34 protein-coding genes and 1 tRNA gene are annotated in these 23,981 nt (G+C 55.5%); 27 read left to right on the top strand and 8 right to left on the bottom strand.

Annotated elements, in window-relative coordinates; all coding sequences use genetic code 11:
- The 25 genes from DW937_RS01755 (at position 1) to DW937_RS01635 (ending at position 18,869) form a co-directional block, all read left to right on the top strand.
- Positions 1-438: a hypothetical protein gene (locus DW937_RS01755; RefSeq protein ID WP_120119928.1), complete on the top strand. Its 438-nt coding sequence runs from the start codon at positions 1-3 to the stop codon at positions 436-438.
- Positions 435-794 carry a hypothetical protein gene (locus tag DW937_RS01750; protein ID WP_120119927.1) on the top strand — a complete coding sequence of 120 codons (360 nt, stop codon included), beginning with the start codon at positions 435-437 and terminating at the stop codon, positions 792-794. The genes DW937_RS01755 and DW937_RS01750 overlap by 4 nt, the downstream gene beginning before the upstream one ends.
- Positions 791-1,402: a hypothetical protein gene (locus DW937_RS01745; RefSeq protein ID WP_120119926.1), complete on the top strand. Its 612-nt coding sequence runs from the start codon at positions 791-793 to the stop codon at positions 1,400-1,402. The genes DW937_RS01750 and DW937_RS01745 overlap by 4 nt, the downstream gene beginning before the upstream one ends.
- Position 1,403: 1 nt before the next feature.
- Positions 1,404-1,934 (top strand): hypothetical protein, encoded by a 531-nt coding sequence (locus tag DW937_RS01740; RefSeq protein WP_120119925.1) that lies wholly within the window; start codon positions 1,404-1,406, stop codon positions 1,932-1,934.
- Positions 1,925-2,236 carry a hypothetical protein gene (locus DW937_RS01735; protein WP_120119924.1) on the top strand — a complete coding sequence of 104 codons (312 nt, stop codon included), beginning with the start codon at positions 1,925-1,927 and terminating at the stop codon, positions 2,234-2,236. Before DW937_RS01740 ends, DW937_RS01735 begins: the two co-directional genes overlap by 10 nt.
- A gap of 15 nt (positions 2,237-2,251) precedes the next feature.
- A complete protein-coding gene (locus DW937_RS01730; RefSeq protein ID WP_120119923.1) occupies positions 2,252-3,406 on the top strand; it encodes a phage tail protein in 1,155 nt (384 codons plus the stop codon).
- Between the two features lie 15 nt (positions 3,407-3,421).
- Positions 3,422-3,937, top strand: a complete 516-nt coding sequence (locus DW937_RS01725; protein ID WP_120119922.1) for a phage major tail tube protein — start codon at positions 3,422-3,424, stop codon at positions 3,935-3,937.
- Positions 3,938-4,012: 75 nt separating this feature from the next.
- Complete coding sequence (locus tag DW937_RS01720) at positions 4,013-4,381, top strand: hypothetical protein (protein WP_120119921.1); 369 nt, start codon at positions 4,013-4,015, stop codon at positions 4,379-4,381.
- A 166-nt stretch (positions 4,382-4,547) separates the two neighbouring features.
- On the top strand, positions 4,548-8,291 hold the full coding sequence (locus tag DW937_RS01715) for a phage tail tape measure protein (protein WP_133300953.1): 3,744 nt from the start codon (positions 4,548-4,550) through the stop codon (positions 8,289-8,291).
- The gene (locus DW937_RS01710) at positions 8,288-8,500 is read left to right on the top strand and encodes a tail protein X (RefSeq protein ID WP_120119919.1); all 213 of its coding nucleotides are present in this window, start codon (positions 8,288-8,290) and stop codon (positions 8,498-8,500) included. Before DW937_RS01715 ends, DW937_RS01710 begins: the two co-directional genes overlap by 4 nt.
- A complete protein-coding gene (locus DW937_RS01705) occupies positions 8,497-9,825 on the top strand; it encodes a phage late control D family protein (protein WP_120119918.1) in 1,329 nt (442 codons plus the stop codon). Before DW937_RS01710 ends, DW937_RS01705 begins: the two co-directional genes overlap by 4 nt.
- Entirely contained in the window at positions 9,825-10,220 is a 396-nt protein-coding gene (locus tag DW937_RS01700) for a hypothetical protein (RefSeq protein ID WP_120119917.1), read from the top strand. The genes DW937_RS01705 and DW937_RS01700 overlap by 1 nt, the downstream gene beginning before the upstream one ends.
- On the top strand, positions 10,217-10,615 hold the full coding sequence (locus tag DW937_RS01695; protein WP_120119916.1) for a phage tail protein: 399 nt from the start codon (positions 10,217-10,219) through the stop codon (positions 10,613-10,615). The genes DW937_RS01700 and DW937_RS01695 overlap by 4 nt, the downstream gene beginning before the upstream one ends.
- 9 nt (positions 10,616-10,624) lie before the next feature.
- A complete protein-coding gene (locus DW937_RS01690; protein WP_120119915.1) occupies positions 10,625-10,948 on the top strand; it encodes a GPW/gp25 family protein in 324 nt (107 codons plus the stop codon).
- Positions 10,941-12,095, top strand: coding sequence for a baseplate J/gp47 family protein (locus DW937_RS01685; RefSeq protein ID WP_120119914.1), 1,155 nt, complete (start codon positions 10,941-10,943; stop codon positions 12,093-12,095). The genes DW937_RS01690 and DW937_RS01685 overlap by 8 nt, the downstream gene beginning before the upstream one ends.
- Complete coding sequence (locus tag DW937_RS01680; protein ID WP_120119913.1) at positions 12,088-13,101, top strand: phage tail protein I; 1,014 nt, start codon at positions 12,088-12,090, stop codon at positions 13,099-13,101. Before DW937_RS01685 ends, DW937_RS01680 begins: the two co-directional genes overlap by 8 nt.
- Before the next feature lie 12 nt (positions 13,102-13,113).
- Positions 13,114-13,425: a hypothetical protein gene (locus DW937_RS01675; RefSeq protein ID WP_120119912.1), complete on the top strand. Its 312-nt coding sequence runs from the start codon at positions 13,114-13,116 to the stop codon at positions 13,423-13,425.
- 2 nt (positions 13,426-13,427) lie between these two features.
- Entirely contained in the window at positions 13,428-13,943 is a 516-nt protein-coding gene (locus tag DW937_RS01670) for a hypothetical protein (RefSeq protein ID WP_133300952.1), read from the top strand.
- Positions 13,940-14,302, top strand: coding sequence for a hypothetical protein (locus DW937_RS01665; protein ID WP_120119910.1), 363 nt, complete (start codon positions 13,940-13,942; stop codon positions 14,300-14,302). The genes DW937_RS01670 and DW937_RS01665 overlap by 4 nt, the downstream gene beginning before the upstream one ends.
- Before the next feature lie 15 nt (positions 14,303-14,317).
- A complete protein-coding gene (locus DW937_RS01660; protein ID WP_120119909.1) occupies positions 14,318-15,397 on the top strand; it encodes an SUMF1/EgtB/PvdO family nonheme iron enzyme in 1,080 nt (359 codons plus the stop codon).
- Positions 15,398-15,580: 183 nt separating this feature from the next.
- Positions 15,581-15,946, top strand: a complete 366-nt coding sequence (avd, locus tag DW937_RS01655) for a diversity-generating retroelement protein Avd (RefSeq protein WP_120119908.1) — start codon at positions 15,581-15,583, stop codon at positions 15,944-15,946.
- A 281-nt stretch (positions 15,947-16,227) separates the two neighbouring features.
- Entirely contained in the window at positions 16,228-17,328 is a 1,101-nt protein-coding gene (locus DW937_RS01650) for an RNA-directed DNA polymerase (protein ID WP_120119907.1), read from the top strand.
- A gap of 57 nt (positions 17,329-17,385) precedes the next feature.
- Positions 17,386-17,808 carry a hypothetical protein gene (locus tag DW937_RS01645; protein WP_120119906.1) on the top strand — a complete coding sequence of 141 codons (423 nt, stop codon included), beginning with the start codon at positions 17,386-17,388 and terminating at the stop codon, positions 17,806-17,808.
- A 14-nt stretch (positions 17,809-17,822) separates the two neighbouring features.
- Positions 17,823-18,473, top strand: a complete 651-nt coding sequence (locus DW937_RS01640; protein WP_120119905.1) for a D-Ala-D-Ala carboxypeptidase family metallohydrolase — start codon at positions 17,823-17,825, stop codon at positions 18,471-18,473.
- A gap of 78 nt (positions 18,474-18,551) precedes the next feature.
- Positions 18,552-18,869, top strand: coding sequence for a hypothetical protein (locus DW937_RS01635; protein WP_120119904.1), 318 nt, complete (start codon positions 18,552-18,554; stop codon positions 18,867-18,869).
- 191 nt (positions 18,870-19,060) lie between these two features.
- On the opposite strand, the gene DW937_RS01630 is transcribed toward DW937_RS01635, so the two are convergent.
- The 6 genes from DW937_RS01630 to DW937_RS01610 are packed head-to-tail and all read right to left on the bottom strand — an operon-like array spanning position 19,061 to position 22,197.
- Complete coding sequence (locus tag DW937_RS01630; protein ID WP_165852855.1) at positions 19,061-19,414, bottom strand: helix-turn-helix transcriptional regulator; 354 nt, start codon at positions 19,412-19,414, stop codon at positions 19,061-19,063.
- On the bottom strand, positions 19,401-19,670 hold the full coding sequence (locus tag DW937_RS14675) for a hypothetical protein (protein ID WP_133300951.1): 270 nt from the start codon (positions 19,668-19,670) through the stop codon (positions 19,401-19,403). Before DW937_RS14675 ends, DW937_RS01630 begins: the two co-directional genes overlap by 14 nt.
- A 3-nt stretch (positions 19,671-19,673) precedes the next feature.
- Positions 19,674-20,210, bottom strand: a complete 537-nt coding sequence (locus DW937_RS14805) for a helix-turn-helix transcriptional regulator (protein ID WP_165852854.1) — start codon at positions 20,208-20,210, stop codon at positions 19,674-19,676.
- A 13-nt stretch (positions 20,211-20,223) separates the two neighbouring features.
- Entirely contained in the window at positions 20,224-20,628 is a 405-nt protein-coding gene (locus DW937_RS01620) for a hypothetical protein (RefSeq protein WP_120119902.1), read from the bottom strand.
- 51 nt (positions 20,629-20,679) lie between these two features.
- Complete coding sequence (locus DW937_RS01615; RefSeq protein ID WP_120119901.1) at positions 20,680-21,618, bottom strand: amidoligase family protein; 939 nt, start codon at positions 21,616-21,618, stop codon at positions 20,680-20,682.
- 15 nt (positions 21,619-21,633) lie between these two features.
- Positions 21,634-22,197 (bottom strand): hypothetical protein, encoded by a 564-nt coding sequence (locus DW937_RS01610; protein WP_120119900.1) that lies wholly within the window; start codon positions 22,195-22,197, stop codon positions 21,634-21,636.
- Positions 22,198-22,565: 368 nt separating this feature from the next.
- Here DW937_RS01610 and DW937_RS01605 point away from each other — a divergent pair, with 368 nt between their 5' ends.
- Positions 22,566-22,793 (top strand): helix-turn-helix transcriptional regulator, encoded by a 228-nt coding sequence (locus DW937_RS01605; protein ID WP_120119899.1) that lies wholly within the window; start codon positions 22,566-22,568, stop codon positions 22,791-22,793.
- A gap of 24 nt (positions 22,794-22,817) precedes the next feature.
- Here the strand turns inward: DW937_RS01605 and DW937_RS01600 are convergent, their stop codons facing one another.
- Both DW937_RS01600 and DW937_RS01595 read right to left on the bottom strand, forming a co-directional pair.
- Positions 22,818-23,084 carry a helix-turn-helix transcriptional regulator gene (locus tag DW937_RS01600; RefSeq protein WP_120119898.1) on the bottom strand — a complete coding sequence of 89 codons (267 nt, stop codon included), beginning with the start codon at positions 23,082-23,084 and terminating at the stop codon, positions 22,818-22,820.
- Between the two features lie 260 nt (positions 23,085-23,344).
- Positions 23,345-23,418: transfer RNA gene (locus DW937_RS01595), tRNA-Gln, on the bottom strand.
- Positions 23,419-23,643: 225 nt separating this feature from the next.
- Between DW937_RS01595 and DW937_RS01590 the strand changes: the two genes are divergently transcribed.
- Positions 23,644-23,937 carry a hypothetical protein gene (locus DW937_RS01590; RefSeq protein WP_005942150.1) on the top strand — a complete coding sequence of 98 codons (294 nt, stop codon included), beginning with the start codon at positions 23,644-23,646 and terminating at the stop codon, positions 23,935-23,937.
- The last annotated feature ends 44 nt before the right edge of the window (positions 23,938-23,981 follow it).

The following is a 23,981-nucleotide window of genomic DNA, read 5'->3' as shown; positions in this document are numbered from 1 at the left end:
ATGCTTGTTGAGATTCTTTGCGGCGGCTATGGCTGCCGCACCAAGACGGGCATTCACACCGTCATGCGTGGTGAACAGTGCGAGGTCAGCGAAAGCGAAGCACGCCGCCTTATCGGGCTGGGCGTGGCAAAATGCGCGTTTTCTGCGCCCACTGCCCCGGAAACCGCCCCTGCGGACGTTCCGGCAACTGCGGAAGGTAACGACACCCCCGCAGCCGAAGCCTCGCAGAACGGCTCTGAGGCGACACACCTCGACCCCGACCAGCTGCACGATATGACCGTTGCCAATCTGAAAAAGCTGGCCGCAGATATGGGCATCGACACCAAGCAGTTCAAGACAAAGGACGCACTCATTCAGGCTATCTGCGCCGAGGACGTTGTGCCCGGTGACGAGTGCACCGATGGCCCTGAACTGGCAGCTGCGATGCCCACCGCATGAGCGGCTTCAAGGACGCTGTTCAGGAAGACCTGAACGGCGTTTTCTTGAATCTGGACGAGTTTGCCGAAACATATACCGTCTACTACGATGGCGAGGAGTACCCAGATGTGCCTCTCGTGCTTACTGGCCTGAATGAGAAAGAGCGTGTGCGCCAGGCCATCAGCGACCACGCACAGGGCTTGTATCAGGTCAGCAGGGTGCTGCACTGCAACATTGCATCCCTCGGCGGAAACCAGCCGGAAAAGGGGTGCAAGCTCAAAATCGAGGAAGACGGTTTCGTTCGCACCTACTATGTGGCATCTTCCGTCTGCGAGATGGGGATGCTGCGTGTGGAGTTGGAGGCGATTGACGAATGAGCGATGTCACAACCGACACTATGATGCACAACGTAAACGCCGGCCTTGCTGTCGATATTGCCGAGGAAGGTTTCGACCGTGTGGCTGCGCTGCTCTCCGGGATTCCCGGCGGCGCAAACAAGGCGGTCGGTTCTGCCCTCGCTCGTGCTGCCGCTGCCGGAAAAACGGTGGCAAAACGAGCCGTGACGCAGGAGTACGCCATCAGCAGCAGCGAGTTTCTCAACCGCACGAAGAACATCAACAACATTCAGAGGGGCAGCGGCGGCGAGATCTCCATCAATTTCGGATATCGGGGCAGCGTGATTCCGCTTCGGGTGTTCGATACCAAGGTGGACCGCAGTGGCCGTGTCGTTACCCGTGTTAAAAAATCCAGTTCCCGGCAAGCCATTGACCATGCTTTTTCGGCAAAGATGGGCTCGCACTACGGAATCTACGAGAGGCAGGGCGAAAAACGGTTCCTGGTCAAGGAACTGTATGGCCCAGCCACGCCGCAGATGATGTACTCCAACGAGAGCGTCATGGATTCCATTGAAGAAAAGATGGCATCCACCTATGAGGAGCGCATCGAACACGAGATCACGCGAATTTTGAACGGATGGGGTGTGTGATATGAACTGCGTTGTACTGCTTGAACAGCTGAAAGCGTTCACCGAGGAAGTAATGAAAGATATGCTTCTCCCGGTGGCCATGCAGAAAGGCGATACCGAACAGGAAGAACGTGCACCTGCGGTCTACCTGATGCGGTTGCCCGACAGCAAGTCGGCCCAGAAAAAGGCCCCCTACATCATCCACCGCATCATCCCTCTGTCCACCGAACAGCAGCCGGGCAGCGAGGAGCGTACGGTCGTTTCTGTGCGCTCTATTTTTTGCTGCTACAACCCGGATGAACAGGAAGGCGAGCTTGCACTCCTGAACATGATGGAACGCTTTCGGGTGGAATTGCTCAAAAAGCGCAAAATCGGCGGCATTGGTTCCGATGGCAAAATGCGGTACCAGTTCGCCCTTGACCTTTCTCCCGGTCACAATCTGGAAAGCCTGCCCTACGATGAGTGGTCTGGACAGTATTACGCCGGAGAGATGATTACCCACTGGAAGCTGCCGACCGTGCAGCAAACGGAGGATATTAAATTATGGCGGTAAAAAAGACCGCGGCGGAACAGCCCGCCGAAACCACCGTGAACGCCGAGCCTGCGCAGAGCAAGCCCGGCGTTTCCATTTACGTTGGTCCGTCCATTCTGGGCTATATCCAGAAAAATACGATTTACCCCTGCGCTGCTGCGGAGGCGGTGAATCGTGACGATGTGAAAATCGCCACCGAGAAATATCCCGGCGTGGCCGACTTCATCATCGATGTGGCCGAACTGAACACCACGCCTGAAAAGGCAAAAGCACGCGGCGAGGCCATCCTTGCGTATGCCCGGATGCTCGCCAAATCCAAGTAAGGAGGATTACATACTATGGCAGATCATGGTATTAACGTCAGCCGCGCCGACACCGCCGTGGCGACCCCGAACGCCGCAACCTGCGGCATCCCCTTTGTCATCGGTACTGCACCGCTGTCCAAGGCAACTGGCACCGCTGCAACCGCTGGCACCCCTGTGCTGTGCACCAGCTACACCGAAGCGGAGGAACAGTTGGGTTATGACAACGACTGGGCAAAGTTCACCGTTTGCGAGGTGATGTACTATCACTTCAAGCTGTGTGCCTGCCAGCCGGTCATTTTTCTGCCGCTCGCAGAAAACGCCGAGGCAGAGGCTGTGGCAGCTGCCGTAGAGCAGGTCGAGGCTTGCCTGACTATGTTCGGCATTGTGCCTGACCTGATTATGGCACCCGGCTTCTCCAAGGAAGCTACCGTTTCTGCTGCGCTGGCTGCGAAGGCGGGCTCCATCAACGGTATGTTCTCTGGCAAGGCTCTGGTGGACATTTCTGCAAAGACCTATACTGCCGCAGTGCAGGCCAAGAACGCTGGTACTTACGACCAGAAGTCCATTCCGTGCTGGCCTAACGGCACTCTGGGCGAAAAGAAGTTCCACGGCTCTACCGTCATGGCGGGCTGCCTCGCAGAGACCGACACCAAAAATGGCGGCATTCCCTACGAGAGCCCTTCCAACAAGACCGTCCACATCGACGGTCTGTGCGACGATGACGGCGCAGCTATCAACCTGACCTACAATCAGGCAAACGTGGTCGATGCCGCTGGCATCTGCACGTTCCTGAACTTCATGGGCAGCTGGACCGCATGGGGCAACCACACTGGCTGCTACCCCAAGTCCACTGATGTGAAGGACTACTTCATCCCCATCAGCCGGATGTTCGACTATGTTTCCAATACGCTCATCAAGACTTTCTGGTCTAAGCTGGACAAGCCGATGAACCGCCGCCTGATTGACACCATTTTGGACAGCGCAAACGTTTGGCTGAATGGTCTGGTTGGCGCAGGCTACCTGCTGGGCGCCCGCGTGGAGATGCTGGAAAGCGAGAACCCCCTGACCAGCCTGATGGCGGGTAAAATCAAGCTGCACGTCTACATGACCCCGCCCTCTCCGGCGCAGGAAATTGACTTCGTGCTGGAGTATGACGCTGACTATGTGACCAGCGCACTCCAGTCCTAAAGAGGAGGTACTACTATGGCAATCGATCAGAGCATTATCAATTTTGCTGTCTACGAAGACAGCATTGAGTATGCGGGAATGGCAAAAGCTACACTTCCTGATGTGACTTTTCTGACGCAGTCTATCTCCGGCGCCGGCATCGGCGGCAACATTGATGCCGTTATTTTGGGTCATCTCGAAGCAATGACCCTTGGTCTGGAATTTCGCACCACTACGGCACAGTCCATCAAGCTGTCCGAGATTCGCCGCCACCAGATTGATCTGCGTGTTCCTGTTCAGTATGAGGATCCCATCAATGGCACTATTGATGCTCGTTCTGAAAAGCACGTTCTTGTCGTTATTCCGAAGTCCACCAAGGGCGGCACTATCGCTCCGGCGACTCCCGCCAACGGCTCCGGCGAGTACGCTGTCCGCTACTGGGCAACTTATCTCGATGGCAAGAAGGTGCGTGAACTGGATCCGCTGAACTTCATTTGCTACATCAACGGCACGGATTATCTGGCAGCTGTCCGCAAGGCGCTGGGCAAGTAATCAGAGCCAATCGTTATGCCGGGGCTGCATTTTGCGGCTCCGGCCTATTTTTTAACTGCGAAAGGAGCAGCCGCTATGAACACCACCATCAGCGATAAGGAGTACGATGCAGCCATCGCCGCTGCGAACAAAGCTGCCACCGACCCTTATGTGTACGTCCACAAGCTCATTCAGCCGTTTGAGTATGAGGGCAAGAAGTACGACACCCTGACGTTTGACTTCGGCAAGCTGACCGGCAACGATTCGCTTGCAATCGAGGCTGAAATGTCCGCTCTGCGCCAGCCGGTTATCGTGCCGAGCATGAGTGCGGGATATCTGATTCGGATGGCTTGCCGGGCGTGTACGCAGCCCATCGGCGTTGACGTTATCGGCGCAATGAGCATTCGGGATTACAACACCATCCGCACCAAAGCAAGAAATTTTTTGATGCTGTCGGATGTGTAACTGATGATGGTGGAGAGTGGCTGCGGCGGCAAGCCCTTCTGATGGCGCAGGGCAACAACACCCCTGCACCATACTGGCTTGCAATGCCTCTGTATCAACTGCGGCAATGGATTGATACCAACAATGCCATTGCTGCCGAGCGCGAAAAGGCGAGAAAGGCGAAGTAGTGGCTCGAAAAGAATGGGAGTTGCTGTTCAACCTGTCCGCCAAACAGAACAGCAACTTCTCCAGCACCTTCAAGGCTGCACAGTCGGCTCTTGTGGAAACACAGAACAGAATCCAGCAGCTGAACAAGGTACAGTCCGACATAACCGCGTACCAGAAGCAGCAACAGGCCGTTGACTCCACCAAGCAGCGGCTGGCCGTCTTGCAGCAGCAGTACGATAACATCCAGAAAGAGATTCAGGAGACCGAGGGCTATTCCTCTGCACTGGAAAACAAGCTGATTTCCAAGCAGGCGCAGATCGACAAGACAACGACCTCCCTGCACACCTATGAGCAGCGTCTGGCTACCACCGGGAACACTCTGCGGGAAGCTGGCGTTGACACCACGCAGCTGACAGCAGAAACCACTCGGCTGGAAACCGAGGTCGATAAGCTGAAAGACCAGCAGGTTGGCCTCAAAAAGACTATGGACGAGGCCGGAGAGGGCGCAAAGGGCTTCGGTGAGAAATCTGTCGAAGCCCTCGATGCCGTTGAATCTGTGCTTGCCACGGCTGGCATCGCAAAAGCCCTCGGCGAAATCAAAGACGCATACATGGACTGCATCAACACCGCAGGTGATTTTGAAGCATCCATGAGCAACGTCGAAGCCCTGTCCGGCACATCCGGCGATGAGCTGGAATCTCTGTCCGACAAGGCCAAGGAGATGGGCGCAACCACCAAGTTCACCGCCGGTGAATCTGCGGACGCTTTGTCTTACATGGCTCTGGCGGGCTGGAACACCCAGTCTATGCTGGAGGGCATCAGCCCGGTGCTGAATCTGGCTGCTGCCGCCAATATGGACTTGGCGCAGGCGTCTGATATTGTCACAGACTATCTGACCGCCTTTGGCCTGAAAGCCTCCGACACCACTCACTTTGTCGATGTGATGGCCTACGCTATGGCTCACTCCAACACGGACGTGATCCAACTGGGTGAGGCATACAAGGCGTGTGCATCTACCGCCACCTCCCTTGGCTACTCTGTCGAGGAAACTACCGCAGTTCTGGCTACCATGGCCAATGCCGGTGTTAAGGGCGGCGAGGCCGGTACAGCCCTGAACGCCATCTTCACCCGCCTTGCCACCAACACGAAAAAGTGCGGTGACGAACTGGCGAACTATGGCGTGAACATCTACGATGCACAGGGCAATATGCAGTCCCTGTCCAGCATCCTTACTGGGATTGCCGGGGTCTGGGGTGACCTGACCGACCAAGAGCAGGCCAACCTTGCCAAGACCATTGCTGGCACAAACCAGTATTCCAAGTTGCAAACCATCATGGCCGGGTGCAGTGAGGCCGCCGCCGAGGGCGGGCAGTCGTTCTCAGACTACACCGCAGCCCTGAACAACTGCGCCGGGTCTGCCGACAAGATGGCGGGCACCATGCTCGACAACATGAACGGCAGGCTGGTTCTGATGCAGTCTGCCGCTGACGGCCTGAAAATCGCCATCGGCGAGGATTTGACCCCGACTATGTCCAAGCTGTACGATGTCGGGGCTAAAGTGCTGGGTTGGATGCAGGGCTTCGTCGAGGAAAACCCCGGCGTGGTCAAGGGCATTGCCGCCGGAACGGTCACGCTTGGCGGCTTGGTTGGAACGCTGACCGCTGTGGCTGCTGGCATCAAGCTGGCTCATGCAGCGGCAACGTTGTTCACAGGCTCGCTGGCTGGCCTTGCTGGGCCGCTGACGCTTGCATCTGTGGCGATTGCTGGAACGGTCACTCTCGTTACTGCGCTTGCTACATCGTCTGACGATGCCGTTCCGTCTGTTAAGGAATTGACCAGTGCGGCGCGAGAGATGGGCGACAGCGTGGAGGAAGCTGGCAACAACTACGATGCCACACTCTCCAACATGGAAGCTACCGCCAGCGTTGCCGACCAGTACATCAGCAAGTTGGAGGCCATCGAAGCTGCCACAAACGGCAATACTGCCGGGAATGCCGAGTATCACGATACCCTTGCCCGTCTGTCTGCGCTGGTGCCCAGTCTGGCAGATGATATTGACCTTGAAACAGATTCCATCAAGGGCGGCACCGAAGCCCTGCGCCAGCACACGGACGCTTATGTGGCCGATGCAAAGGCGCAAGCCCGGCAGGAATACCTGAACGGTCTATACGAGCAGTACAACAATGTGCTGGTCGAAAGTGCGGAAAACGAGACCAAACTTGCTACCGCACAGGCCAAGGTCGAAAAGTCCAATGCTGGGATGTCCGCTGCTTATGATAAGCTGCTTACTGCCCTCGGCATGACGGACGAGCAGTTTAAGCTGACCTATGGCACTGTTCAGGATCTCCCGTGGCGCACTATGAGCGAGGATGTGCAGCAGCTGCGCACCGAGTACATGGGATATTCAGATGACCTCGTTACCGCCCGGCGAGAAGTCGAAAACTACACCGAGGCCGTAGAGCAGGATCAGGAGGCCATCGATGCAGCTGAGGCCGAGTATCAGGAAGCCAAGGATGCAGTCGATAGCCTGAACGCAGCGCAGCAGGATGCCGCCAACAGCGCAAACGATGTGGCTGCACAGGAGCAGGCCGTCACCGATGTTATCAACAACGCCGAGGCGGAGATTCAAGAACTCGTTTCGGCATACACGGACGCTTATAATGCGGCCTATGACAGCATCACCAAGCAGTACGACCTGTGGGATACCGCAGAAAAGGTCGTTGCAACCTCCGCATCCAGCATCAACTCCGCGCTGGAAAGCCAGATCACCTACTGGGACAACTACAACCAGAATCTTGAAAGCCTGACCGAGCGCGCTGCCGATATTGACGGCTTGAGCGATGTTATCGCCAGCTTTGCCGATGGCAGCAAGGATTCTGTGAACGCCATTGCTGGCATGGCAGCTGCGTCGGATTCCGACCTCGCAAAGATGGTCGAGAATTACCGCTCCTTGCAGGAGGCGCAGAAAACCACCAGCGAGAGCATGGCCGACCTCGAAACCGGCATGAGCAATGCCATGGACGAGATCGCACAGAACGTGGCTGACAGTGTGGCCGACATGGACTTGAACGACGAGGCCATGAAGAGCGCACAGTCCACCGTTCAGGGCTTTATCGACGGCGCAGAGGGCATGATGCCTCGTGTCAAGGAGGCATACGAAAAGGTAGCGAACGCTGCCTCTGATGCGCTGGCCGGGGCGAATAAGCGTTACAACATCGACCAGAAGAACGGAAACATCCCCGGCTATGCAGTCGGCACGGAATCCGCTGCGCCGGGCTTTGCCATCGTTGGCGAGAACGGCCCGGAGCTGGTCTACTTCAACGGCGGCGAAACCGTGCTGACCGCGCCGGAGACCCGCGCAGCGTTCAACGAGGCGCGGCAGCTGGAACAGATCACCAGCACAAATGCAATTGACCTGTCCGCTGTCCGGGATGCCATCCGTGAGGAGCAGGAAGCCCAGACTCTGCGTGAAGAGTACAACCGATATGTAGAAACTGTCAATGGCGGCAATTCGGTCTACTTCAACGGCGGCGAAACCCGCTCCGTTACGGAAGTGCAGCTGCCCGGCGGCTCTGCATCTGGTGGCTCCAACACCAGCAGCGCAGCTCCTATCACCGTTGCGCCTGTTTACCACATCTACGGTATGCAAGATACGGATGAACTGCGAAGCGTCTTGAACGCCCAGAATGACGACCTCCGGGAAGCTGTGCTGGAAATCGTGAGTGACAACGACACCGATAATTTCAGGAGGGGTTACGCATGAGCAAAACCTACACCACCGTGCAGGGCGACCGCTGGGACAGCGTGGCATACACGCAGCTCGGCAGCTGCGCCCTTGCGCCCCGCCTGATGGCTGCGAACTCGCAGTATCTGAACTATTTTGAGTTTCCCGCCGGAATCGTTTTGGCGCTCCCGGAAATCGAAACCAAGACCAGTTCGACCCTGCCGCCGTGGAAGAAGGTGGTCACATGAGCGATGAAAATACTGCCCGCCATGCCGAGTGTACGGTGGAGTTTGACGGTGTGGATATTACCAGCAGCATCATGCCATACCTGCTCTCGCTGTCGTTCATCGACAACGAGGAGGATGCCTCCGACGACTTGCAAATCAAACTGCAAGATCGTGATGGTATCTGGATGGAGAGCTGGCTCCAGCAGATGATAGACGGCGATGTATCGGCTGCATCTTCCGACGGCTATAAGGTCGGCGATGTGGTGCAGTTCCTTGGCGGTCCGCACTATAAGGCATCCACGGACAAAAAGGCAAATGGAAATCCCAAGGCTGGCCCGGCCAAGATCACCATCATCAAAGAGGGCGCGCTGCATCCATACCATGTCATCCACACCGATGGCACATCCCGTGTCTACGGCTGGGTGGATGCCAGCGAGATCTCCGGCAAATCTGGCAGCAGTTCTTCTGGTTCATCCTCTGGCAGCGGAGAAGGAAGTCTGAAAATCCGAGCTACCATTACCGCCTGCAACTGGCACTCCGATGGCAAGGACGAAGCCCTCGACTGCGGCGTGTTTGAGTTTGACGGCGTGGTGGCCACCGGGCCGCCCAGCGTCATCACCATCAAGGCCGTGGGCTTACCGTACACGAGCCAGATTCGGCAGACAAAGCAGAGCAAGGGGTGGGAAAAGTACAAGCTCTCCGGCATTGCCAACGAAATGGCGCAGAAGAACGGTATGAAGTCCCAGTTCCTTGCGAAGAAAGACCCGGAGTATAAACGTGTCGAGCAGTACCGCTGCTCTGACATCGACTTCTTGCAGCAGCTTTGCCATGATGCAGGGCTGTCGCTGAAATGCACCGATGGCAAAATCGTCATCTTTGACCAGCAGGAGTACGAGGGCAAGGACGCTGTGTGGACTACCGTGCTGGACGACAAAAGCTATATCAAGTATGGTCATTCGCTCGGTCGGGCTGGAACACAGTATGCGTCATGCCGGGTATCTTACGTTGGGCCTGATGGCAAGGCTATCGAGGGCATTGCCTACGTTAAGGACTACGATGCTAAAAGCAAGACCAACCAACAGCTGGAAGTCATGGCAGCGGTCACCAGCAAGGCCGAAGCCAAAGAACTGGCTGCAAAGAAACTCCGGCTCTACAACAAATTTGAACGCCAAATGAGCTTCACCTTTCCGGGCGACCCCGGCAAGGTGGCTGGCCTGACGTTCAATGCGGAGGGCTTCGGTCCGTGGTCCGGGAAGTACATCGTGAAGCAGTCTAAGCACACAGTATCTGGCTCTGGTGGGTACACCACGCAAGTCATTGGCCGCCATACGCTGGGAGGTTACTGATGAACATGAACGTCGATGTTCGCATCGGAAAAGTTACCGATGTGAACAAGGAAAAACGCCTTGTGCGCGTGAAGTTCGAGGACACCGGGATTACTTCCGGCTGGCTGCCTGTGATGCAGCACTACAAGGCCATTGTGTACACCGAGGAGGCTGGGCAGCATGACCACCAGTTTACGCACCCGTCTCCGTATCAACTGAAAATCCTCAACACCCAGAACGGCACCCGCCAGATTTGGGATGAGGAGGAAAAGGTCACGGGCGCGGACAACTCCACCAACCACCAGCACAAATCCCATGTGGTGTGGTGGGTGCCCGCCATTGATGACATCGTGATCTGTCTGTACCTGCCGTGCTTCAACGCTGACGGCTTCGTGTTGGGAGGGATTTATCCGTGATTGTTGGATGCCTCGGAGACATTATCTTTGCCGTGTTCGATGGTTACGTCAAAACCATCAAGGACATGGCGCAGAGCGTGTCTGCCAGATACACCACCCACCAGCGAGCCGGAGGCAAGGCTCTGGCCGAGTTTACGGGCACAGATGCCGACACCATCACGTTCGACATTGAACTTTCGGCGTACCTTGGCGTGGCTCCAAGCAAGCAGCGCGAGATCCTGAAGGGGTATGTCGATAATCACACGACGCTGCCGTTTGTCCTTGGCAACGAAGTCTTCGGCAGCTATCGGTGGGTCATCAAATCCGTGAAATTCAAGACCAAGTACACAGACGCTTTCGGCGTTCCGACATGGATTACTGCGAGCGTCACTTTACTGGAATATCCGAGAGAGTGAGGCGATTTTATGAGCAATTATCTAGTGTCGGCAAATGACCTGACCGCCATTTCCCTCGGCGAGCAGGATACCGTGGCCAGCGTTCTGCAGAACATCGCCGTCATCCTATCCACGCCGAAAGGCACCGTGCCGGGCTACCGGGAGTTTGGCATCGACATCTCGGATATTCTTGACCGCCCGGAAAACGTGGCGCAGCCTATGCTCTGCGCCGCCATCAAGGAAGCCATCGAACGGTTTGAACCGAGAGCCACCTATATGGGGACTACGTTCAAATCCTCCAAGGACAACCCCGGAACGATGCTTCCCGTTGTGGAGGTGAGCATCAATGCGTAGTACCGCAGACCACCAGTTCATCAGCACCGACGTTGACGAACTGGATGCGCTGCTCTGTGCGGGGTATGAGCAGTTTTTTGGCACATCCGTGCGCCCCGGCAGCCCGGAACGGCTGTTCATCTCGTGGATTGAGGACGCGATAATCTACGAGCGTGCCCTCAGCAATCACGCTGACAACCAGAATCTGCCCAGCCGGGCGGATGGCGGGAATCTGGATGCGCTGGCGGAGCTGTTCTACTTGCAGCAGCGTCCGCAGCCTACCGCAGCAACCTGCACCATGCGTTTCAACATCAGCGAGGCGCGGCAGAGTGCAATCCTCATCCCGTCCGGCACTCGCGTCACGGACGCAAACGCCTCGCTGTATTGGGCAACCACGGCAGATGAATATGTGCCTATCGGTTCGACCTATACGGACGTTACGGTGGTATGCCAAACCTCCGGCACTGTCGGGAACGACTTTGCAGTCGGCGACATCAACACCATTGTTGATGTGTACGACTACTATTCTGGCTGCTCCAACGTCACGGCCAGCGCAAACGGCAGCGATGCCCCGGACGATGACGAGTTCTACCAGCTTCTGCTTGATAGTCAGGCAGCGTGGTCCAGCGCAGGGCCTGTTGGCAGCTACAAGTATTTCGCGAAGAGCGTGTCTACCAAAATCGCCGATGTGGTGCCGAACTCCCCAAGCCCCGGCACTGTCTGCCTGTACGCCATCATGGATGATGGCGGCATTGCCCCGGACGAAACCAAGAAAGCGATGGTGGAGGTTTGCTCTGCCGATGAGGTACGGCCTCTGACGGACCACGTCATTTCTGGTGATCCTGATGTGGTGAACTACAACATCGACCTGACCTATTACCTGACCCGCGATGGAGACATCTCTGCCGCGGATGCACAAGCCCGCGTAAACGAGGCTGTGCAGCAGTACATCAGCTGGCAGTCTGGCAAGATGGGCCGGGATATCAACCCGGACAAGCTGCGGTATCTGCTGCTGGAAGTTGGCATCAAGCGCGTGGACTTGCAACAGCCTGTTTTTACCCCGCTGGAAGATGGCAAACCGTCCGTTGACCTGACCTCCGACAAGGTGCCGCAGGTAGCAAAGGTGGGCACGGTCACTGTGAAGAGCGGAGGGTACGAGGATGAATAACGGCCTGACCGCCGAGCGGATGATGGATTCTTTCCCGCTTGCGCTCCAGAAAGACCCGAAAATGGTTGCTCTGGCGCACTCTATCGCCAACGTGCTGGAGCAGCGGTTGGATGAAATCAACCTCGGTCAAATCTACACGCGCATCGACCAGCTGCCGGAAGACCTGCTGGACATTTTGGCAAAGGACTTCGCCGTAGACTGGTACGACCACGACTACGACCTCGCCGCAAAGCGGCGCACCATCAAGTCCGCGCCCTACATCCATCGTCACCGGGGAACCGCCGGGGCTGTGCTGCGGGGCATCCGGGCTATCTATCCCGGCTCCCGGCTGGAGGAATGGTGGCAGTATGGCGGCGAGCCGTACCACTTCCGGGTCATGCTGGACATGAGCGGCTCCGATGCGTCCTACGTCAGCACCGAACGTGTGCTGTGGGCCATCGGCTACTACAAGAGCCTTCGGTCGCACAACGATGGTGTGTACTACCAGAGCGCGTTCGGCATCGAAATCGTGGCCAGCAGCGGCTACATCGTGTATGCGGTGCGGCGATGCGGCACGTTCCCCAAAACTGCCACACAGGGCGGCATCTCCGCTGGGAACATCATCATCGTTACGGACGAGTTCGGCGGCAGCTACGCTCACCCCCGCACCGGGCAGCTCGACGCTGGCATGTTCCCGGCCACGGCCACACAGGGCCGCACTGCCGCCTCGGAAATCGAGGTTTTGACGGTGGACAATGGTGGAGCCTATGCACCGGAGAAACTGGCTGGAACCTACCCGGAGACGGCCACGCAGGGCTTCGATGATGCGGGGTATGTTGTTGTGCAGACCGCAGACGGCAGCAGCACATACGCGGCCCAGGCATCCGGCGACCTGACAGCTGGTCTGCATCCGGCAACCGCCACATCCGGCGGTACATCAGGCGGAGGGCTTGTTGCCGAGGAATCCGGCCTCGGCGTTTCCTACATCGCAAAGGTGTGCGGCAGCGCACCGGGAATAAATTTTTAAGGAGGTAGCAGCATGATTGATTCGGCTGGCTTCGCAGACCTGCGGGGCTATCTCAAACGGCGCATTGCCTGTGCGCGTTTCCGTGTCGGCTCGACCTACTACACCGTTCCGCTTTCCGGCATCGACATTCTGGCTGATGGTACTGTCCGCGCCAGAGTGTCCATCACCGGGCTGGGCGAGATTACGGTGAACCGTGTGGAACTGCTCAACTCGGACAATCAGGTCTGGGCGCACGAGGACGTAAACATCAAAATCTCGACAGGTCAGACTGGTATTCTGTACTGGTTCGACTTTACCTTTACCGAGAAGAAAAAGGAGGAATGACCGTGTACGCAAAAACGGTATGGCTTGACCATGTAACGGACAAGCCCGGTCTGTACGTCATCAACGACAACCATGACGGAACATGGACCATCACTCCCGCTGGCAAGGTGATGCAGCAGGGCACACCTCAGGATCAGGCACATTTCAATAACATCGAAAACGGCGTATGGGATATTTATGCCGCTTTCGGCATGATGTTCAATACAGTTCGGCAGCAGGGCTGGCAGCTGAACGAAACTGTGGCCACTATCGATAACTCGTGGCAGATTGCGTCCGGCAGCGTGGACCTGACCAATGCTCGTACCTATCCCTGCAACAACTCCAAAAAGAGCGTGTCGCTGGGCAAGAACATGGGCAGCACCAGCTATCTGGTTATGACCGAACTGGTCAAATCCGATGGCCCTGTCGGGGATATTGAGGTCAGCGAGAAGCTGGTCAACGGCTTCAAGCTGGCCTACAACGGCTCCGCAAAGTCTGCCACCATCAAATACATCGCAATCGGAGGTACTCTGAAATGACCGTTATCGAAAAAAATTCCGGCACCAAGATTCCCTACGAGGTCGTCAAGAACAAAATCTGCTTTGATGATGACCTGACCATCAACCTCGCCAAGCGCGAGGACGACCGTGACGTTCACATCGATGTGTGCTACGACAGCTATGGTGAGCTGGTCATCGGCGCAGCTGCCGGCCGCAGCTATGTGGCGGAAATTGATATCCCTGCCCGCCAGTACACCCAGCCGGAGCCCATTGAGGAAGTGACCACAGACGGCGAGGAGAACGCCGAGGGTGGCACCCGCATGGGCAACAGCACCCCGGCGGAGCCGATTCCATTCTCCATGAACAATGTGACCCTGACCCTGTGGGCCATCGACTGATAGGAGGTAACTACTATGGCTGCAAATTTTGACCTGACCAATCTGGCCGTGACTGGCCTCGCACCCGGCAACGAACTGCTCTATGATAACGCTGGTATGCCCAGCATCATGGTGAAGATCCCGAAGATGACCTACAAGCAGCTGGGCATGGGCGAAAGCACCGCCGTGCACCCTGCGTTTATCGTCAACGGCACCGAGGTAGACGCTATCTACATTTCCAAGTACCTGAACATCGTGCAGGATGGTCGTGCCTATTCCATCGGCGGTGTTGACCCTGCTGCTGGCATGAACTTTGATCAGGCTCGCCAGTATTGCGAGGCAAAGGGCGAGGGCTGGCACTGCATGACCCGCATCGAATGGGGGCTGATTCTGCGCTGGTGCATCGCCAACGGTTTTCTGCCCAAGGGCAACACCAGTTTTGGCAAGCATCCCAGCGAGAACGTCTACAAAGCCATTCCGACCTACAAGGACGGTGACAAAGGCACTGGTCGCACTGCCACTGGCACCGGTCCTCTGACTTGGTATCACGACCAGACCCCGTCTGGTATTGCTGACCTCACCGGCAATATCTGGGAGTGGTCTGGCGGCGTTCGCATGGTATACGGCGAGCTGCAGATTCTGGCCAATAACAATGGTGCGGATTCTGCACACAGCCAGTCTGCGACCTCTGCAGAGTGGAAAGCCATCAACGCTGCGGACGGCACTCTGATTACCCCTAACGGCAGCGGCACCACTTCCGGTTCTGTTAAGGCTGACCATATCAACAACAAGCTGGTCTGGTCCACCAATATTACCGTCAAAAAGGACGAATCCGACTACGAAACCGAGGCGCAGATTGAGTGCGACAGCACCATCAAGGACGGCGCGAAGCTGTGGCTGTACAACCTCGGTTTCTTGGAGTATCCCGGCGATACGCTGGAAGATGGCAATGGCTGCTGGTTTAACAATGGCGCTGCCGAACGGTGCTTCTCCTCCGGCGGCAGCTGGAGCAACTCCTCTTGCGGCCTCGCCTCGTTCAGCGGCCACGGCCCGCGTTCCCTCACGTGGGCGAACTTGGGCTTCCGCTCCGCTTTTGTGAAACTGCCCACTGCCTGACTGTGACCTGTTTGCTGTGCGATAGCACAGCACGTTCCCTCGACCCCGCGAAGCGGGGTCGTTTATAAAATTGATTTTTTGCTTTTCGGTGGATTTTGCCGAAAACCGGAAGAATCCACCGAAAGGCAGATTTTCAATGCAAATCTTGTTATACTATCCCGCGTTCGGAGGAGGGTCTACCGCATGGCAGAAGAATTGAAACTTATGCAGAAAGTATACGACATGATGGAGTATGCTTATCCGGCTTTGGCCCAGTATCCGAAATCGGAAAAATTTGCGCTTTGCACGGATATAAAGCACTGCATGGATATCATGTTGGAGCGTACCATCGAGGCGCAGAAAAAGTATTACAAGAAGACTACCTTGCAGGAACTGGACGTTGAGATTATGAAGCTCCGCGCATATCTCCGGCTATCCCATGAGTTAGGATTCCTGCCCATGAAGAAATACGAAGTCTGGTCTGGCATGGTGGTCGAAATCGGAAAGATGTTGGGCGGCTGGCTGAAAACCGTCAACGGTCAGCCGAAAAACATAGGGAATCGGCCGTAGCGTGCTTCTACTCCGGCGGCAACTGGAACAACTCCTCTTACGGCCTCGCCTCGTTCAACGGCAACAACCCGCGTTCCAACACGAGGGCGAACTTGGGCTTCCGCTCCGCTTTGCCTCATCGTCAGATACTGCAAGCTCATGGGCTTGCTCTCAGTACAGAGGGATAAAGGGGTCGATTCCCTTGGTTGCAATATGCAGCCTGAAAACACCAGTATTCTGGCCAGTGTTCCGGCGTGTTGGGCGCACGGCACTCGTCAGGGTGCGACCTCAGGAGGGATTTGTTGGAAAAATACAGACACGTTTTTGAACGTTTTGCAACGTTCGACAATATGTATGACGGTTATCTGAAAGCCCGCAAACACAAGCGGCAACAGGATTGCGTACTCCAGTACACAAATCTCCTTGAGGATAATTTGATAGATTCGGTGAATCGGCTCCAGTGGCATGAATACCACACCGGGCAGCTTCACCAGTTTTATGAATACTATCCGAAGCTGCGACTTATCAGCAGCTTGCCGTTTTACGATAGGGTTATCAACTGTGCAGCGCACAATGTCCTGTGGCCTATCTACCGCAAGTCGATGTATGAGTACAGTTTCGGCAGCATCGAGGAGAAAGGTCCTATCCGCGCATCGAGGACTGTTCAGCAGTGGATGCGAAGCTATGCCCGCAAGCCGGGTGACTGGTACATCGTCAAGATGGATATTGCCAAGTTTTTCTTCCGCATCCCGGTGGATGTTCAGCTAAGGGAGCTTTCCAAACCGCTGGATGACCCGGACATGGTGTGGTTTCTGGAACAGGCTATCCGCTGCGATGGTCGGCCACTGGGATTGCCCGTGTACTGCACGGACGTTACGACCGCCGAGCGGATCTCCGGCATCGGGATGCAAGTCGGCAGTCTCATTTCGCAGATGACCGCCAATGTGGTTATGACCCCAACGGACTACTACATCAAGCGGGAGCTGCAGGTGCCGGAACACGCTCGGTTCATGGATGACATGATGTGCATTGTCGATGGCAAAAAGGCGGCATGGGAAGTCGTGGGGTATGTCGATGACTACCTGCGTACCAATGTTGGTTTGCAGCTGAACGACAAAACAGCGGTTATCCCGCTTGGCAAACCTGTTGAATTTGTCGGGCGAAAAATCACCCCTGATAAAATCGAGCTGCGGCGGCAGACCTCTCTCGGCATGAAGAAACATCTTCGATATGTCAGAGAGGCCTACGGTCGTGGCGAGGTTCCACTTGAGTACGCCCTGAGCGTGATTCAGAGCTATCTGGGCTTGATGCAGGACTGCAATAACGATGCCCTGCGAAATCAGATCCTGGAGGACTACGTTCTGGTTCGCCACTCACAAGATATGCTGGATGCAGCAGAATAAAATCGAAAGGCAGTCTCACCGTTTTGGTGGGGCTGCCTTTTTGTGCAGGAGGACGCAATGAGTATCCTTGAAATCCTGACATCTGGGGGCGGTGCTGTCATCGTCATCCTCACGTTGATTCAGATCGCCCCCATCAAACTCAATCCGTGGTCCAGAATCGCAAAACTCCTCGGACACGCCTTGAATTCCGAAGTGCTGGAACAGCAGCAGGAAACGCAGAAGAAGTTGGACGAGCACATCCGCACGGACGATGAACGGAATGCCAACCTGTTGCGCACCCAGATTTTGCGGTTCAATGATGAACTGATTGACAGCAAAAAGCACACGCCGGAGCATTTCATCGAGATCCTCGCCATCATCGACGAGTACGAGGCATACTGCCGGACGCACCCCGAATACAAGAACAACCGCTGCACTCATGCAGTGGCGAACATTGGCAGGGTGTACGATGAACGGCTCCAAAAGCACGATTTCCTGTAAGGGAGGTTTTCAGCATGAGAGTTATCTCTTTTCTTGCCAGCGATACGTCCGCCCTGAGCAAGAATTTTACCCGGAAAGACTTCCGCTGCCCATGCGGATGCAGCCGCCAGATGGTCGATTCCGAACTGGTTGAAAAGTTGCAGACCATCCGGGACAAGCTGGGCAAGCCCATCAAAGTGACCAGCGGATACCGCTGCATCCCCCGTAATGCGGCGGTCGGCGGCAGCCCCGGCAGCAAGCACCGTTACGGCATGGCGGCTGACTGGCGCATCGTAGACCGCAGCATCAACCCGGTTGCGCTGGGCATCATCGCCGCCCAGTATTTCAAGGCGGTCGGCATCTACTGGTATGACGGTGCGGCTATGGTCCACACCGATACCCGCAACGCAAAGGCAACGTGGCTCTGTGATGCTGCAAAGCACTATCCCAGCACCACATACCAGAAATTCATTCTGCCGACCATCCGCCGTGGCTGCACCGGGGATGCAAACCGGGCTGCCACGAAGATGCTCCAGCGGTTGCTGGGGCTTACCCCGGACGGCATTTTCGGTGAGGGAACAGAGAACGCCCTGCTGAAAGCGCAGGAGGCGCATGGACTGACCGTGGACGGCATCTGCGGCCCCGCCAGCTGGAAGGCCATCTCCGGGGCTTTCAAGTACTTGTGAAACATCCGATATAACCAACACGACAAAACGGCGCAGGGGTGGCTCCCCGCGCCGCTGATGCTTATAGGAGGCAATATCATGGAAGCTATGCTGAACTTCATCCCCGCTCCCGTCGCCATCGTCCTGATGCTGGCGGGCTTTATCGCTCTGGCAGTCGGTGGCATCCGGCTGGGCTACAAGGCCACCGTCAAGGATCTGGCGCTTGAGCTTGTCAACAAGGCCGAACGGTCCATCATGGGCAGCGGGCAGGGTGCCAAAAAGAAGAAGCAGGTGTTCGCGGCTCTCCGCGCCAAGTGCCCGGCGGCTATCCGCTGGGCTATCACCGACGAGGTGCTTGATGCCGTTATCGAACACGCCTTTGATGCCATGACCGCAGCACTTGGCAAAAAGTCTTGACTGCTGCATGAGTGCCGTGTAAAATAGGAGCACTTGAAAAGCTTCGGCTTTTGTAGAGAGTGGCCCGGCATGGTCCACTCTTGATTTTATACTTGGCTGCTCCGGCAGCGCGCAAAAATCCCCCTCTGCTTTGTCGAAGCCCTGCGAACCTCGCGGGGTATGTGTAGGCAAAGTGGAGGGGGATTTTTTGTTTATCTGATGGTGTTGTAGAATTCAATCAGCTTGGACAGCTTTTCAACGTCTGACTTTTCCATGCTGGAAAGTATCTTGACTGCCTTTTCGGAAAGACGGGTAGTGTCACACGAAATTCTTATATCGGTATCTATCGTGCTTGCATCGGTCAGACCCAGTAGATAATCAGCGGTGACACCGAAATATTCCGTGAGTTTCATAATGGAATCTCCTCTTGGAGTTTTGTTTCCGTTTTGCCAATCAGACAAAACCCCAACCGATACATTCAGATCCTTTGCCAGCGAACGCACGGTAATCCCTTTTTCATCAATAAGCATTTTCAACCTCGGACCGAATTTTTCAACTTTGCTCATTTTGCTTCGCCTCTCTCCATAAATCTCCATTGTATACGCGAACCAGCACCCAGTCAGACAAGGGCTTGACGTTTCCGCCCCAGTCCCGGAGGGCTTCATCGGTGCCGCAGGCCTCGCAGATGTACACGCCCTTGGCGTGGCGGCTCAATGCTCCATGGGTCAGCTTGTCCGGCATCCTCTCACCGCAGCGGGGGCACAGCGGCCAGCCCTGCTCCTGATCGGCCTGCATCCGGGCAATAATCTTTTCGTCTGTCATCGTTCAAAACCTCCGTCTATATTTTGAATGCTGCGAAAGTTCGTCCATCCGTTCAAGTGCGACATGCTGGCCAACCGGGGACATTGCTCTAAAATACCGAAGAAGCTGCTGTTCATCGCCGGATAGGCTGTTGTCGTCGTACTCTCCCTTTTCCAGCCATTTTGCATCAACACCCAATGCGTCCGAAAATCTTCTGATGGTATCTGGCTTAGGGTGTTCTTCGTTTCGCTCATACCTCCCAACCAGAGAACCGGATATTCCCATTTTTTGACCAAGCTGCTCCATAGACAGGTGCTGCTTCTTTCGCGCTTCTCTCACTCTGGAACCGAAATTTTCAGCTATACCCATCGATGGGAGAAATGAGCCAACTGGCATTTCCAGCGTATCAGCTATTTTCTGCACGGTTTCGATTTTCGGATTCAACCGCCCGGATTCATACTTCCTGACTGTCGAAGCATCAACGCCCATCCGTTCTCCGAGTTCTTTTTGTGTAAGCCCCCGAATCTGGCGAATGGCCTTGATTTGATCTCCCATTGACATTTCTGCCACCTCCTCAATTCATGTTTTCGCGTTCCCAATCGACCAAACGGTAAATTTCCTCGCGGGACATGGAATCCGGCTTGCTGGTCTGGATGTAGTCCTGCTGGCCGAAGATTTCCAACCGCTCGATGTTGTGCGGGCTCTGGGTGATGATTTTCGCCGGGCGGCCAACCTCGCTGCCGGGGATCTCGATGCGGCGCAGATACAGACTGCTGTCAAAATACCAATCGCTCTTGATGTACCGTTCTTCGGCATCCGTGATCTCGATGGCCTCAATGTACTTGCTCAGCGCACCGAAGACTTCCAGCCGGGTGGGTGCTTTGTTGAGGTCGGTCACATCAAAGAGTTTGATGTAGGAGATTCGGCCGTGTTCAACGGCAAGCTCCTCGATGGTGCCGGAATATTTGTAAAGTTTCATTGTCATATCCTCCAAATGCCCGTATAGCCAGATAGCGCAGCTTTTCGGTTTTTAGGCGGCGGTATTTTCACTCTCGGCCTCTGTCAAAAATGCAGAGGTGAGATGCAACCGGGCGGTCTTGAATTCCGGGCCTCTCATGCCCAGACGCTTGGTCAGCACCCGGAGCATGAGGTCGTGTTTCTGCTGCTGGGTGTACCCGGCAACGGATTTGAAGTGGAGATTGTCGTGGTCACAGTTGATAGCCCATGCGCTCATTGCCAAGCAGAACTGGACGTAGGCTTTGATGCGGCCGGCGTGAGTGGTTCCGTTGAACAGCCGGAACTCCACGGTGCCCTTTGTGAAGAATGCATGGAGGTTGATTCCGTGATACCTGGTGCTGTTGTAGTGGGAGGAATCCACGCCGCCATCGTATCCGTCATTCGCCACGCTGTACCAGATGCGCTCTGCATCGTTCCGGCTTGCTCGGCCATTCTTCTTCATTTCACGGAACAGGGTGGGGTTGATTTTGTGGCACCAGTGGTCTGCACGACTGCCAATCTGCAAGGCTTCATAGAACAGATCCTGCCGCCCGGTGGCGAAGTTCAGCAGCCGGCAGAGGCTTTCGGGCGTGTGGTTCGCACCGTCAACGTGGACGTGGATACCACAGGAGCTGTTCGCCATGGCACCCTTCTTGACCAGTGCCCGGATGACCTCTTGCAGGTCGGTGATGTCCTCATACTGGAGAATCGGGGTTACGACCTCGCAGCGGTAGGTATCGTCTGCCTCTGCGATTGCGCCACCTCTGCGCCGCCGGGGAGTGATGGAACCGTCTCTCATGCACTTCCATACGCGACCTTTGCTATCCTTGGCCTCGTACGTCTGGTAGGTGCCACCTGCAAAGTGGATACCGCCGACACCGAAGTAGTTGGCGATGACGGAGGCGGCTGTTCCGCGGGAAACGCCCGTCATTTCAATCTCAACGCCGAAGTTCTGGCTCTGAATCGTGACCATCTTTGCGCCCTCCCCTTAGTGCAGCTGTGCAGCGTGCTTGTGGTAGGTGACGGTGTAGCGGCCACCGTGCTTGACGACCTTGATGTCGTCCGTCTTCACGCGCCGGACACCGAACTTCTCGTGGATGTACTTTTTGACCATCGGAGCGGCCTTTGTGGTCACATCCACCGCACTGTCATTGCTGCGGCGGCTCTTGTAGCGGTCAAACCGCTTCTCCTCGGCGGCGTTTGCTTCCTCCTCTGTGCCGTAGAATCCATCCTGTGCGCGGTTGTTCAGACGGTAGAACTTCTTGTTGCTGATGACCTCCAGACGCTCATTCCAGACGGTGCTCCAGCGGTCTTCCTGATTGGGCTTGATGTCGTCCTTGACCCGGCCGACAATCAGCTCCACGCCCTCAGTGCCGAGGTAGTTGTTGAACGTGGTGAGCAGCACCCGGATGATCTCGGTGCCGTTGGTGAGGTCGATGTGAGCGACCTCGCCCTGGCTTCCGCCCATCGTTCCGGCGTTGATGTAGTAGCCCTGCGCCATGTAGCGGCTGGCTGCTGCGGTGAACTCGCGGTTAATGTCAATGAACTTCATGCTGAAAACCTCCGATTTACTCTTGACAAATCTTCAATAAAAAAATAAAATGGAGGTGCAAGGGGCTTGTGGATAACGGGCTTTTAGCGGTTAGCGGTTCAGGGTGCGATCCTGAGCCGCTTTTTTGTATGCTTCAAAGCGGGCTACCTGCTCGGCTCTGGTGAGCTTTGCAAATTCCTTGCTTGTCATGGAGCATCACCCCCTTTGGGTTGCTCCCTTGCACCTCGTAACCTCCTCTCTATGTCTATATTATACAACGAATTTCGTTGTATGTCAATAGCAAAACAACATTTTTCGTAAATATTTTTACGAAAAGCGTTGCATTTTTCGGGTGAGTGTGATATAGTGAAGAAAAGGGAGGTGCTTACATGATTCGCATCAAGTTGAAAGCCGTGCTTGCCGAAAAAGGCATCAAGCAAAAGGATTTGGTCGCCATGACCGGGATTCGCCAGCCCACTCTGTCGGGTATGAACAACAACTCCGTCAAGCATATTCCGTTGGACGTTCTGGACAAGCTGTGCACCGTTCTGGACTGCCAGCCTGCCGATCTGCTGGAATTCGTGCCGGACGATAACGAAAAAAGCCCGGACGCATAACGTGCATCCGGGCAGGAGATGGGGTTATTTCTTGCGAGACTTGCTCACGGTCTGGGGGATATGGCGCACCTCTTTAACCCTGCGCTCCGGGTTGGGTTCTCGCACAATGAGGTCATTGAGATTACAGTCTAATGCCTCACAGATGAGGTCGAGGTCGTCCAGATTCACACGCTCCGCAAAATCATGGTACAACTCGTTGATGGTCTGGCTGCGAATCCCCGTTACACGAGCGAGTTCGCTCTGTGTCATCCGCCGTTCGCCAAGGCGGGTAGACAGCAAAATCCTAATCATAGCCTTTGGTCTCCTTTGCCGATAATTTTAGCCGATATGTACTCGGCTTGTCTGCATTTTGGCGGAAAACCCTATATTCCGGCAAATTATTCCGAATTTCGGTAGATTCTACCAAGAAACGAAACGAAAAAAGACCCAAACCTCATTTCATGCGAGGTTTGGGTCTTTTTTGCTTACTTCCTGATTTTCGGCAGGGGACAAAATAAGACGAACACTGAACCAACCATTTTGATTGACACCGTGTTCGCCTCATTCTCTTTTGGTTGGGGATGAGAGAATCGAACTCCCACAAGTAGAGTCAGAGTCTACCGCACTACCACTATGCAAATCCCCAATATCCGATTGCGTTTCGCAGCGTGAGCCGCTCAACGTGTGCTATTATACGCGGAAAAGTGATACTTGTCAAGCGTGATTTTGAAAAAATTGCAAACTTTTTTAAAATGCGCGCACCAGCGGAGAAAGTTTCTGCTTTACCATAAACTGGCATATTCTGCACCGGTCTCTTCATATACTAGAATGTACAAACCTTCAAGATGCACAAAGAAGAGGAGGACGGCCTATGCTGGAACGAACCCATGCCCAGAACACCCAAACTTTGCTTTCGAGCCGCATCCCGCGGGATACCGAGCACGAACGCTATCACCCAGAACTGGAAGAAGAGCTGAAGGAATGTCTGTTCTGCCTGCGGCGTAATGAGATGATGTTTGATCTGGAGGTAGATACAGACCTGATCGAGCAGCGCATTTACGAGCGGCAGGCGCTTTTGTGCCGCTACCGGTACTTACTGGCCAGGGCGCGGGAGCTGGGGCTGCACACCGTCCTGACGAAGTATCAGCCTGCTGGACAGGTTTGAACAGGTCAGTAGCATAAAAATCTTGACAGAAAGCCCATTGCGTG

Source organism: Faecalibacterium sp. AM43-5AT, assembly GCF_003603345.1.
GTDB lineage: Bacteria > Bacillota > Clostridia > Oscillospirales > Ruminococcaceae > Faecalibacterium > Faecalibacterium taiwanense.
Note: the sequence above shows the minus strand (reverse complement) of the source record. Positions and strands in the feature narration are given on the sequence as shown.